A 12617-nucleotide genomic window follows, 5' to 3' on the forward strand; every position below is an offset into this window, starting at 1 on the left:
GAAACCCGATCGCAGGGATTTATTGCGTACCATGACTGTTCACATTTGCTTTAAGGAGCGACTTCCATGTTCACAGGCTCTATGCCAGCCCTCGTCACCCCGTTCCGCAACGGCGAGCTGGACCTGGACACGCTCAAACATCTGGTGGAGTGGCAGATCGAAGAAGGATCGACCGGTCTGGTTCCCGTTGGAACCACCGGCGAAAGCCCGACGCTGAGCCATGAAGAGCACGAAACTGTGGTCGAAGAGGTGGTAAAAGCCGCCGCAGGCCGCGTTCCGGTTATCGCAGGCGCCGGGTCCAACAATACGGTCGAGGCGGTCCGGTTCGTTCAGTTCGCCAAAAAGATCGGTGCCGATGCGGCTTTGGTTGTGACGCCGTATTACAACAAGCCGACGCAGGGGGGCATGATCGCCCATTTCAGCACGCTTCACGATTGTGCTGACATTCCGATCATCATCTACAACATTCCCGGCCGGTCGGTTGTTGACATGACGCCTGCAACCATGGGCGAGTTGGCCAAGCTGCCGCGTATCGTCGGTGTGAAAGACGCAACCGGGGATCTGGCCCGCGTCAGCCAGCAGCGCGCAACCTGTGGCAAGGATTTCTGCCAGCTTTCGGGCGAGGACGCGACGGCGCTGGGCTTTAACGCGCATGGCGGCGTAGGCTGTATCTCGGTGACGGCAAACGTTGCGCCGAAACTGTGTGCGGAATTCCAGCGGGCGACGCTGGCAGGTGACTATGCCAAGGCGCTTGAACTTCAGGACCGCCTGATGCCGCTGCACGAGGCGATCTTTATCGAACCGGGTCTGGTTGGCGCGAAATACGCCCTCAGCAAGCTGGGGCGTTGCAGCGAAGAAGTCCGCTCGCCGCTTGTTGGTTTGGAAGACAGCACCAAGGCTGTAATCGACGCCGCAATGGCACATGCCGGGCTGCTCTGAACGTACTCAGGTCCAAACTCAAAATTGGCGGCTTTCTGTTCGGGCAAGCTGCTTACCGGAAATGTTGCTGATCACGTGCTTGCAGGCACGTGATCAGCAACCCCTCAATGACCGGTTTGAGGCCATCAAGCCGTTTTAACGACTAAAAAACCGACCTAGAAAAATACATCCATTTCATGAGAGAGTTCCGTCAAAGCCGACGAGGGCGATGCATTTGCGTGAAAACTATCACGCTGACGAACGGATACGGAATTGGAGATGACAGTGAGTGGCGAAGATAGCAAACCCATCCCAGCGCATGTGGAACTAGATCCCCATCACGAAGATGCAATCGTTCGGTGGTGTAACCGCATGATCCGCCACGGTGTCAGAGCATTGTCAGTGCTGATGCTCGGGATCATTCTTCTGGCTATTATTGACGCCGGTTTCACTACATATCAGAAGTTTATGGAACCACCTCTTTACATCTTGGAGGTCAGTGATCTTCTCGCGGTTTTCAGTGCTGTGTTGGTCGTTCTAATCGCGATCGAGATCTATACAAATATAACTCTCTATCTGACCGCCGATGTCATCCACATCAAGCTTGTTGTAGCGACAGCACTGATGGCGGTCGCCCGGAAAATCATCACGCTCGACGACAAAAGCTTGGAACCTCAGTACTTTCTCGGCTACGCAGCCATCGGTCTGGCATTGGGCGTAACGTATTGGCTTATTGAAAGAAAACCGTGAATCGGACCGCTGGTCACTTCCAGCGATCCGATGACGCTGTTTGCAGAACCTTAAACAGTTGTCTGATCCGCACGGGCGATCAAGTTTAATTCTGGCGACTCCGTAAGGTAACCGGATTTTGTCGATGGGCATCCTAGTGCCCGATACTAAGAACGACAGCTTTGTTGCGCTCCCCATCCTGTGAAATGACACCCCCCCCCGCAGAGGTCTGCGACGGCGCTCGCATTGTGGGGGCCAGTTGCACTTCACACTGCGTTTGACCTTACATCACTTTTGTTAAGCGGCGTTCCTGTTCGGAGTGCCGCTTTTTTACGTCCGGATTCTGAAAGCCACTAGGGGCTTTGATTTGACGGATACAGCATCGGGAAAGCTGGGTGTTTAGTTCGAAAAATATAAATTGTCACTGTTGACAATAAATCTCCGATAGTTATTTGTCAGATGTGACAATAAACGGAGCAGAGATGCCCAGACCTTCTTTAAAAGATCAGAGATCCGCCGAGATTCTTGACGCCTATCTGACGTGTGTCGCACGGTTCGGATTGGAAGGCGCCACGCAGGAGCGCATTGCGATCGAGGCCGGGGTTAAGCGCCCTTTGTTGCGTCATTATCTGGGCAACCGGGATGAAATGTTCGCGGCGTTGACCGACCATGTTCTTGCCGGGTTCGAGCATTCGGTAACCCGGCTGAACGATACTTTGGGGGCAGATGCCACACCGGCCGATCTGGTAAATCTTCTGTTTGCCGAAGACACTACAACCGATCCACGGCTGATGCTGTCATATCAGGCTTTGGTGACGTCCGTTCCCGACCGGCCTGATTTGCGTCAGCGGCTGCTGGATAGCTTGCAGGATTTTTTTGACGTGATCGAAGCGGTGCTGAGACGCGCGGCGCCGACAGCGCCCGAAGATAAAATACGAGCTGTCGCTCAGGGGATTTCCGCAGTTTTTGTAAACTTGGACTCGCTGTCTCCTCTAGACCCGCCGATGGCATGGCGCAGTGACTTGAAGCTGGCTGCGTCATTGCTGGCGTCCAGTCTGGAGGCAGATCAATGAGCCGCTCCCGCGCGATCAACTACGTTGCCTTGCCGGTTCTGCTGACGGCAACCTTTCTGGGCATCTACTGGATCTGGGGCCTGCTGTTTGTATGGTGGGTGGTTCCGACGATCCTGAACGGGCAGGCCTTTCTGGTCATGGAAATCAACCGGGACGAAGACCCTTTCCTGTTTTGGGCCATCGTTGCCCTCTGGGCTGTTCTGGGTCTGATGATGGTCCTGGCCAGCTTGTTTCCCCAATACGCATATCTGCTCATCTGAGGTGAAATGATGACCAAAATGTATCACCGACTTCCGGTCGACGCCTATACGTCGCAGGATTGGTTCGATCAGGAGCAACGCCTGATCTTTTCCCAAACCTGGCGTTTTGCCGGCTTTGCCGAGGATATTCCGGAGCCGGGACATTACCTGTCCGTGCAGGCCGGATTGAACAATCTGTTTATCGTCATGGGCCGCGATCACCGGTTGCGCGCTTTTCACAATATCTGTCGTCACCGGGGGACGCAGTTGATCCGGGCGGTGGGAAAAACCCAAAAGGCGCTGACCTGCCCTTATCATGACTGGACTTACGACCTTGAGGGCAACCTGATTTCAGTTCCCGACGAGGCGACCGAGTATCCGGGGGGCGTCGACAAATCCTGCCTTGGCCTCAAGCCCGCAAGTGTCGATGTCTGGCGGGGTATGCTGTTCGTGCATCCCGACGCGGATGCGCCCACGCTGGCCGAATGGTTTGGAGAGGTTGACCCGCTTTTGGGGCCACACAGACCCGAACAGCTGGTCGAATACCCGGAGGTGCGGAACGCTTATGAAATCAAGGCCAACTGGAAGATCGTCGTCGAGAATTACATTGACGTTTATCACCTGAGCCACCTGCACTCGAACACCCTTTACATGTACGACCATGCCAAGGCCGAATACGGATGGAAGGGACCTCACTATCATTTCTGGGAGCCTCCTTCGACCGAGTATGGCGAAAACCTCGAGAACAATCTGCCGACACCGCGTGTCATACCTGAACCCCATGTCGGGGCGTGGGTGCCGATGCTGTTCCCCGGCATTGGCTTTGGTGCCAGCGAAGACAGTTGGAACCTGTTTCTGATAACCCCGCTGGCCCCTGATCTGACGCGGGTCGAAAACCGCACCAAGGTCGCGAACGTATCGGGATGGGAGTTTCAGAAACAGCAGTGGAAAAGTCAGGGTTTCTGGAAAAGCTTCGGCGGGGCCAAGTATCAGGAAGGCGACTCCACCGGAGACCAGGACCCAATGAGTTCAGGCGACTTCACTACCGAGGATATCTATGCCTGCGAGCAGCAACAGAAATCCCTCGGAAGTCCATATTTCGAGGTTGGTCCGGCTGCAAAAGGTGAAAGCCCCATAACCAACCATCAGCAAGCCGTGCTGGATTTCATGCAGCGTGGCGAGGGCTGACGCAAGTTTCGGAGGAACGACTATGAAGCCATTTCAGGCAACCTGCCTTGGGATTGTCCTGTCTGCCGGGCTGGCACTGACCGCAGTCGCGAAGACACCGCAAGACCTTGTCCAACGGTATCTGGCTGTGCAGGAGACCGGTGCCGCTGACGCAACTTGGCGGGATTGGCACCCGGAAGCCACCCATACAATCACGATCAAATATGGGTTGGGACAACCCGATGACCGCTTTTCTTATGTGATCGCAGACTATGCGACGCTGCCCGATCCTGCGACGGATCCGGTGCTGGCTGAGGCAATGCAGGGATATCAGGAGATCGAGCGTTCCACGCCGCAAATCACAACGGCCGCACATGACGACGGGACCCGTGTCACCGCCACAACGCGAGTCAGCTATACTTGGCAGGACTTCGAAGGAACCATGGTTCAGACCGATGAGTTTTTCATCCTGTCCTATTTCGGCGCTTCGGTGATCCGCTCGCTGAACACAACGTTTGATTATCGGTAAGAGGGTCAGATGAGCCGCGATTTTCATGCCCTGACAATATGCGACATTCATCCGGAAATTGGCGGCACCGCCACGAATGTCACATTTGATGTCCCGCCTGAGGTTTCCGGGCAGTTCGAGTGGCATGCAGGCCAGCACCTGACCTTGCGGTTCAATATCGGGGGGCAGGAACATCGGCGCAGCTATACAATTTCAAACCCGCCCGGCGCACCGCTGCGCATTACGGCAAAGCGGGTCCGCGATGGTCTGGTATCGAACCACATTGCTGACAAGCTTTCCCCTGGTGATGTGATTGACGTGATGCCGCCATTTGGCACTTTCATGTTGCAGCCGGGAACGCTTGCCCGGCGATCTCATTACTTCATCGGGGCTGGCAGTGGCATCACCCCGCTATTTTCCATGATCAACGCAGTACTGGCCAAAGAACCGCATTCTGCAGCGCATCTGATCTATGGCAACGCGAATGCGGACAGCATCATCTTTCGGTCAGAGCTGGACCAACTGCAGGAAAAGCATCCCGAGCGGTTTTCCGTCCGTCATGTCTTGTCCGCACCGTCAATGTGGAGCTGGTTTTCACCGTGGAAAACAGGCCGGATTGACGCTGCGGCGGTTCAGCAGGCTTTGTCCGAGGCCCGCCCGGTTGCGCAGGATGTTCAATACTGGATCTGTGGCCCGAACGGGATGAACCAAGATGTAAAGCTGGCACTCATGAACCTTGATGTGCCGGCAAACCGGATTCACATGGAAAGCTTTGGTGGTTCTACCGAAAGCGATACCAGCGTCGAAGGAGTGGCCGCCAGCGCGCGCATTGTTCTGAACGGACAGTCCCGTGAAATACCCGTTGCTGCCGGGCAGACCGTTCTGGAAGCGGCGCGTTCAGCGGGGCTGACACCTCCGTTCAGTTGCCAGTCCGGTGTGTGCGGTGCCTGTGTGGCCCGTTTGTCGGATGGAAAGGTCCATATGCGCAACCGGATGGCCCTGGAAGACGATGAAATTTCCCGGGGGCAGATCCTTACTTGCCAGAGTGTCGCGACCGAAGACCGGCTGACAGTTCTGTTTGACGACTAGGTCAGAGCAGCGATGCAGGGCAACCCTTAACCCGGGTCTCCATCAGTTCTGATTTGAACGCACAGAAAAGTGCCGGAACGTCCTTTACTTGCCGTAGTACAACCTTACGGCATGCTCGGCCTGTGCAAAGAACAGCCAGCGCGAAACGGCGACCCCTGCAAGGTGCGACGCCACTGCCAACAGTGCAGTGATATGATGGAAAGGCAGCAACAGCAGGATGACCGGGACCACGAATGCAAGGACAAACGATATGATCCGCAGTTTTGCGGCATGTTTCCTGCCGACCACATGGACGAATTCGCGCAGCAGGTAATTGGTGCCGGTATGCGGCGGCTCAAAAGCCCGAACCTTGCCGCGTGCGCCCAGGCCCGTAGCCGTCCCCAGATCGGTCCCGGAGCCCGCGAATGCCTGATCCCCCTGTTTCCAGTAGGCCAGCTGGACCAGCGCCGCGATCACCAGCAGAACCAGCGCGACCCGTATCTGCCCAGCCAACAATGCGCCACCGGCGAGGCTGAAGGACAGAAACATGGCCGGCGTCAGCTTCATGTTCCAGCGCGGAATGGTCTTTAGCTGTGTGTAGATCATCGAGGTGGTGAAAACGGTCGCGATGGATAGCAGCGATCCGACCACGCCGAGAACGCCCCAGCGCGCGTCCAAAAAAATGGTGCCGATGGCGTAAAGCCCCATGACGATCAGTGCGAGGACTGCACACCACCCCTCGCGCGAGAGCCAGCTGGAGCGCCATTGGGTAAAGGCCTTCATCGCTCTTTCAGGATGGCCCAGATGAAAGGTCGAGGCCAGAAGCCCGCCCACCGCCAGCGCATAGGCGATGGCGAAGAAGACAAAGGCGACCCAGCCTGACACTGCCGGAAAGCCAAGGCCCAGAAATAACAGCAGGCCAAACCCCAGCCCTGAAAAGGTGGTGAAGAGGATTACGGAAGGTGCGGGATGCATCAGGCGTTACCTCCGGGCAGTTTGTCGAGTGCCTTGTCCAGCCAGTTCAGGAACCCTTTGGGCTCGTCCGCCACCGGGGCGAGCAGAGGTGCAAGAACGTCAGTTTGATCTTCGATCCTGTCCTTGGGACGGGGCGGCAGGTACTTGTTAACCGGCTTCGTACCCATTTCGGGCATCAGGTCCATGCCGCCGCGTTCTGCGACCAGTTTCGACACGTCGCTTTCGGGATCGCCCAGATCGCCGAAATGGCGCGCACCCGCCGGGCAGGTGCGGACGCAGGAGGGGATACGATCCACTTCGGGAAGGTTCTCGTTATAGATCCGGTCGACACAGAGCGTGCATTTCTTCATCACCCCTTCGGCCAGATCGAGTTCGCGCGCACCATAAGGGCAGGACCAGGCGCAAAGGCCGCAGCCGATGCAGTCGCTTTCGTTGACCAGTACGATCCCATCCTCGACCCGTTTATAGCTTGCGCCGGTCGGGCAGACGGTGACGCAGGGCGCGTCCTCGCAATGCAGGCAGGATTTCGGGAAGTGAATAAGTTGTGCGGGGCCATCCGGGGGTTGCACCTCGTAGGAATGAACCCGGTTGAGGAAGGTGCCCGAGGGGTTCGCGCCATAGGCATCCTGATCCGACAGAGGTGCGCCATAGTTTTCGGTGTTCCAGCCTTTGCAGGAGATCACGCAGGCGTGGCATCCGACACAGGTATCCAGGTCGATGACCAGACCCATCTTACGTTCGGTGGAATTCGGTAGCTGGGTCATGTCAGTGAACCTCTGCTTTTTGGGGCAGGGAAGGGGCCAGCCCCCTATTGAGCCTGCGGCTCAATTCACCCGCGGAGTATTTCTGGCCAGATGAAGAGCGGTTCAATGTCATTTGCCCACCTTCCACGCGAGGTTTTCGGGGCCATGGCCAACTGGAGAGTTGATGGGGGGGAATTCAGGTTGGCTTTCCGTCATCTCATTCGGATTGGCGGCTTTTTCGATTTTAACCTTCAAATCGAACCATGCGGCCTGACCGGTGATCGGGTCTGAATTGGCCCAACGCAGCCCGTCCCCTTTGGGGGGTAGCAATTCGTGGATTAGGTGGTTCAACAGGAAGCCTTTGGTTGCTTCGGGCGCGTCCTCCTGCAGGGCCCATGCGCCTTTGCGTTTGCCAATGGCATTCCATGTCCAGACGGTGTTGTCGTTGAGCGCCGCCATTTCCATCACGGGCACGGTGATTTCCCCGTGTGGGGAGGTCACTTTGGCCCAGTCTCCGTCCTTTAGCCCGTGTTCGCGCATCAGTTTAGTTGGCACGTAAAGCGGATTGCGCCCGTGCAGCTGCCGAAGCCAGGCGTTTTGCGTGCCCCAGGAATGGTACATGGCCATCGGGCGCTGGGTGAGCGCGTTGACGGTGAAGCCTTCGTTCCCGGTCTGGTCGGTTTCGTACCAGATTGGCAGTGGGTCCATTGTTTCGCTGATGCGCGCGCGCAGGTGATCGGGGGGTTGCCGTTCACCGTGGCCTTCGGCGGCCAACTGAAATTTGCGCATCGGTTCCACGTAAAGCTGGAACAGGTAGGGTTGCGGGCTGTCGTAGATGCCCATACCCACGGCCCAGTCCTGATAAGCTGTATTCCAGGGTTTATAGTAATCCGCCCCTTCGGGAATGTGCGCCACATAGAAACCGCCGTTTTCGATATAGCGGTTCAGCTGGTCAGGATTCACTTCGCCCCGGCCTTCCTTATCGCCGTCTTCACCCCGGAAGCCCGCAAGCGGGCCGATGCCCGGTTTGCGCTCGTGATTGACGATGTAGTCGGCGTAGTCCTTCCATTTCGGGCTGCCGTCCTGATGGATGAAACCAGGCAGTTGCATCCGGTTGGCCAGTTCGATCAGAACCGATTGAAAACCCCGTACATCGCGATCCGGTTCGATCACCGGCCAGCGGATCGCGTCGGCGGCTGCGTCGGCCTCGCAGATCGGCCGATCCAGCAGGGAAATGCAGTCATGGCGTTCGAGATACGTGGTGTCGGGCAGGATCAGGTCGGCATAGGCCACCATTTCCGAACTGTAGGCATCCGAGTAGATGATGCGCGGTATCACATAGCCGCCATCGTCATCGCGGGCGGTCAGCATCTCGGTCACACCTTTGGTGTTCATCGACGAGTTCCACGACATGTTGGCCATGTACATGAACAGCGTGTCGATTTTGTACGGGTCACCGGCATAGGCGTTGGAAATCACCATATGCATCAACCCGTGGGCCGACATCGGATTTTCCCAAGTAAAGGCCTTGTCGATGCGCGAGGGGCTTCCGTCCTCTTTCAGGGCCAGATGCTCAGGCCCCCGGACAAAGCCCAGATGCGGCCCTTCCAGCGGGCGGCCCGGTCGGCCGTTGCTGTGGGGGGTGGGGTGTGCCTCGACCGGTTTGGGATAGGGCGGTTTGAAGCGGAAGCCGCCGGGAACCTCGACCGTGCCCAGCAGTATCTGAAGCACGTGCAGTGCGCGGCAGGTCTGAAACCCGTTAGCGTGGGCCGAAATACCGCGCATGGCGTGGAAGCTGACGGGGCGGCCCGTCATCTTGTCGTGCTTTTCGCCGCGAAAGTCAGTCCATTCCTGATCCAGCTCGAACGCTTCATCGAAGGCGACACGGGCCAGTTCTGCTGCGATGGCGCGAATTTTGCTTGCTGGTATTCCGCACTTTTCCGCAATCGCTTCCGGAGCGTATTCGTCGCTGAGATAGCGTTCGGCCATCATATGAAAAACCGGCCGGTGAGTTACTCCATCTTTCTCGTAGGTGGCCGACAAATCGGGGCGCACACCGGGCTTGTCAAAGGCAGTCAGCTGTTTGGTCGCGCGGTCGATTACCAGCGGCTTGCCGTCCTCATCACGCAGGAACAGGCCCTTTTCCGGTCCGTCCCCGGCGTTCACAAGCACCGGAGCATTGGTGTAGCGGCTAAGGTATTCCAGATCGATCCTGCCCGCTTTCATCAGCACATGGATCAGGGACAGAATGAACAACCCATCGGTTCCGGGCGTGATCCCAACCCAGTCATCCGCGACAGCGTTGTAGCCGGACCGGATCGGATTCACCCCGATTACCTTGGCACCACGCTTTTTGATTTTCCCGATGCCCATTTTGATCGGGTTGGAATCGTGGTCTTCGGCAACGCCGAACAACATGAACAGCTTTGTGTGTTCCCAATCGGGTTGGCCGAACTCCCAGAATGCGCCGCCCATCGTGTAAATGCCTGCAGCCGCCATGTTGACGGAACAGAACCCGCCATGGGCCGCATAGTTGGGCGTGCCGAAATTCTGAGCCCAGAACGACGTAAAGCTCTGTGACTGATCGCGCCCCGTGAAAAAGGCCAGTTTTTCAGGCGCGGTTTCGTGCAACTCATTGAGCCAGCCAACCGCGGTGCTCAGCGCTTCGTCCCACGATATTTCCCGGAATTCGCCCGAACCCCGCGGCCCCACCCGTTTCAGCGGCGCTTTCAGGCGCGACGGGGCGTTGACCTGCATGATGCCTGCGCTGCCCTTGGCGCACAGAACGCCCTTGTTTACCGGATGGTCGCGATTACCCTCGATATAGGCGACCTTGCCATCCTTCATATGCACGTTGATACCGCATCGGCAGGCGCACATGTAGCAGGTGGTGCGCCGGATTTCGTCCGAAACTTTGGGCGATGTGTCGATCTTCGGTTGCTGGATGGTCATCTGGCGTCCTTCTGTCGGGGCGGGGTCTCAGGTCAGGAAGGTAATTCCCGTAAGTATCACTCCGGCAATGAAAAGTGTTTCAACAATGATCAGGGCGATGGCCGCGCCTCCGACCGACAGTACCTGTTTGAGATTGGTTTTCATACCGACGGCGGCAATTGCGATCAGCAGCAGCCATCGCGAGGCCTGACTGAGCATTTCAGTGACAAATGGCGGGATCAGCCCAAACGAACTGATGGTGGCCAGCACCAGAAAGCCGATAACGAATCCCGGCAGGATTGGTGGTCGTTGACCCGTTTCATCCATATCGGCAAAGTTGCGGATGATCAGTGATGCCACAAGAACCACCGGGGCCAGCATCGCAACCCGGAACAGCTTGACCAGTGTCGCGGTGTCGCCGGTCTGTTCCGAGATTGAAAAGCCCGCGCCAACCACCTGCGCGACATCGTGGATCGTGCCACCAAGGAACACCCCGCCTGCGATGTCATTCATGCCCAGAGACCGAACAAGGATGGGATAAGCGATCATTGCAATCGTCGAAAGAACCGTCACGCCAAGAACGGTGAATATCAGACGCTCTTCCGATCGTTCGTCCTTTGGCAGAATGGCACTGATCGCCATGGCCGCCGATGCGCCGCAGATGGCGACGGACCCGGCGGTGAGAAAGGCAAATCGCCACTTGTGCCCAAAGAACCGGGCAACCAGCAATCCAAATCCGATGGTTGCAAGCACCCCACCGACCACCAGCGCGATCAGGTCCCAACCCAGCCCCATCATCAGGTTCATCGACACACGCACGCCAAGCAGGGCAACGCCAAGTCTCAGTAGCGTGCGGGCCGAAAAGCCGATTCCTTCGACGGCCTTGCCATCCTCGCTCAGAAAGCTGACAGCGATGCCCAGCAGCAGAGCCAACAGCATGGCGGGCGTCGCATAGTGTTCGGACAGGAACTTGGCGGTTATGGCGACAATCACCGAAACGATGATGCCGGGGAACAGAACGCGGATACGTTCTTTTGTCAGATTGGCCAGGTGTCCCGATTGGGTGGTCGCAGCAGCCATTGCGGTCAGACTTTCCTTTTCTGCCCGGCCGTTTCGCGCGCCGGGACAAATCGAATTACGTGTTTGATGCCTGCAGGATGGTAACGGCGATCATCTGTGTCACATCCTCGGCACTGCAGCCGCGTGACAGGTCGTTGGCTGGTTTTGCCAATCCCTGCAGTACGGGCCCGATTGCGGAATATCCCCCCAGACGCTGGGTGATCTTGTAGCCGATGTTGCCGGCGTCCAGATTGGGGAAAATCATGACGTTGGCCTGGCCCGCCACTGGCGATCCCGGGGATTTGCGGTCGCCGACCGAAGGCACAAATGCCGCGTCGAATTGTAATTCGCCATCAACTTCCAGATCGGGGTTGTTGGCCTTCACAAGGCCGGTTGCCTCGGTAACCTTGTCCACCGCGGGATGTCTGGCGCTTCCTTTGGTGGAAAAGCTCAACATTGCGATTTTCGGCTCAACCTGCAGCAAGGCCCGGGCGGATTGCGCCGAGGCGGTCGAGATGGCCGCCAGTTCACCGGCGTTTGGGTCGATGACCAACCCGCAATCCGAATAGAGCATCGCCCGGGCGCCTTCAGGTGCGTCCGCAGGCGGGTACATGAGAAAGAACGACGAAACCATGCCGGCATCGGGTGCCATTCCAATAACTTGAATTGCAGTGCGCACCACGTCGCCCGTGGTGTGGACAGCACCGCCGACCGTCCCAACGGCATGGCCCAGCCGGACCAGCATTGCGGCATAGACCAGCGGTGTTTCAGCGGCCTTGCGCGCGGCGGTTTCATCCACGCCCTTGTGCTTGCGCAAGGCGTGATACTCGGCGGCGAATACCCCGGTCAAAGGTGACGATGCAGGATCGTGGATTTCGATGCCGTCACCGGCCTCTGCGCCTTCGGCAGACAGCGCGGCCTCAATTTCGGCCTGCGCGCCAACCAGAATAATGTCGGCCAATCCGGCCTTTTTTGCGGCCAGCGCCCCCGCGACAATGCGGGGATCGCTGCCTTCACTCATTGCAACGACAGGGCGGGTGTCCGGGGCGCGTTCGCGCAACAGCTCGATCGGTGTTTTGGTCATGCGTCCCGGTCCTTAACCCTATTGTTTACTGCGCGATCATGTCGTTGGCGCTGACGCCTGCGACTGCGACGGGTTTTTTCATGGCGTCGCGGCGGAAGGGTTCGCCCAGTTCCTGGTTGATCA

At 57.7% G+C, this 12617-nt stretch carries 12 protein-coding genes; 7 read left to right on the forward strand and 5 right to left on the reverse strand.

Annotation, left to right across the window (positions count from 1 at the left end):
- Positions 1-66: 66 nt before the first annotated feature.
- The 7 genes from dapA to ACR0NA_RS20550 all read left to right on the forward strand — a co-directional run bounded on the left by dapA (position 67) and on the right by ACR0NA_RS20550 (position 5723).
- On the forward strand, positions 67-939 hold the full coding sequence (gene dapA, locus ACR0NA_RS20520) for a 4-hydroxy-tetrahydrodipicolinate synthase (protein ID WP_480732247.1): 873 nt from the start codon (positions 67-69) through the stop codon (positions 937-939).
- 264 nt (positions 940-1203) lie between these two features.
- Entirely contained in the window at positions 1204-1668 is a 465-nt protein-coding gene (locus tag ACR0NA_RS20525; protein WP_480732250.1) for a phosphate-starvation-inducible PsiE family protein, read from the forward strand.
- A gap of 461 nt (positions 1669-2129) precedes the next feature.
- Entirely contained in the window at positions 2130-2720 is a 591-nt protein-coding gene (locus tag ACR0NA_RS20530; protein ID WP_480732252.1) for a TetR/AcrR family transcriptional regulator, read from the forward strand.
- Positions 2717-2980, forward strand: a complete 264-nt coding sequence (locus ACR0NA_RS20535) for a hypothetical protein (protein WP_480452971.1) — start codon at positions 2717-2719, stop codon at positions 2978-2980. The genes ACR0NA_RS20530 and ACR0NA_RS20535 overlap by 4 nt, the downstream gene beginning before the upstream one ends.
- A 9-nt stretch (positions 2981-2989) precedes the next feature.
- The gene (locus ACR0NA_RS20540; RefSeq protein WP_480732254.1) at positions 2990-4147 is read left to right on the forward strand and encodes an aromatic ring-hydroxylating oxygenase subunit alpha; all 1158 of its coding nucleotides are present in this window, start codon (positions 2990-2992) and stop codon (positions 4145-4147) included.
- A gap of 22 nt (positions 4148-4169) precedes the next feature.
- On the forward strand, positions 4170-4655 hold the full coding sequence (locus ACR0NA_RS20545) for a hypothetical protein (RefSeq protein WP_480732256.1): 486 nt from the start codon (positions 4170-4172) through the stop codon (positions 4653-4655).
- Between the two features lie 9 nt (positions 4656-4664).
- The gene (locus ACR0NA_RS20550; protein WP_480732258.1) at positions 4665-5723 is read left to right on the forward strand and encodes a 2Fe-2S iron-sulfur cluster-binding protein; all 1059 of its coding nucleotides are present in this window, start codon (positions 4665-4667) and stop codon (positions 5721-5723) included.
- A gap of 84 nt (positions 5724-5807) precedes the next feature.
- Here ACR0NA_RS20550 and ACR0NA_RS20555 read toward each other — a convergent pair whose 3' ends face one another.
- The 5 genes from ACR0NA_RS20555 to pta form a co-directional block, all read right to left on the reverse strand.
- Entirely contained in the window at positions 5808-6677 is an 870-nt protein-coding gene (locus tag ACR0NA_RS20555; RefSeq protein ID WP_480732260.1) for a dimethyl sulfoxide reductase anchor subunit family protein, read from the reverse strand.
- Positions 6677-7441, reverse strand: coding sequence for a 4Fe-4S dicluster domain-containing protein (locus ACR0NA_RS20560; protein ID WP_170656138.1), 765 nt, complete (start codon positions 7439-7441; stop codon positions 6677-6679). Before ACR0NA_RS20560 ends, ACR0NA_RS20555 begins: the two co-directional genes overlap by 1 nt.
- A 108-nt stretch (positions 7442-7549) precedes the next feature.
- Complete coding sequence (locus ACR0NA_RS20565) at positions 7550-10372, reverse strand: molybdopterin oxidoreductase family protein (protein WP_480732263.1); 2823 nt, start codon at positions 10370-10372, stop codon at positions 7550-7552.
- A gap of 27 nt (positions 10373-10399) precedes the next feature.
- Positions 10400-11431 (reverse strand): YeiH family protein, encoded by a 1032-nt coding sequence (locus ACR0NA_RS20570; protein ID WP_480732265.1) that lies wholly within the window; start codon positions 11429-11431, stop codon positions 10400-10402.
- 55 nt (positions 11432-11486) lie between these two features.
- On the reverse strand, positions 11487-12494 hold the full coding sequence (gene pta, locus ACR0NA_RS20575; RefSeq protein ID WP_480732267.1) for a phosphate acetyltransferase: 1008 nt from the start codon (positions 12492-12494) through the stop codon (positions 11487-11489).
- Positions 12495-12617 lie beyond the last annotated feature (123 nt).

It is taken from the genome of Ruegeria sp. C11, from assembly GCF_056537725.1.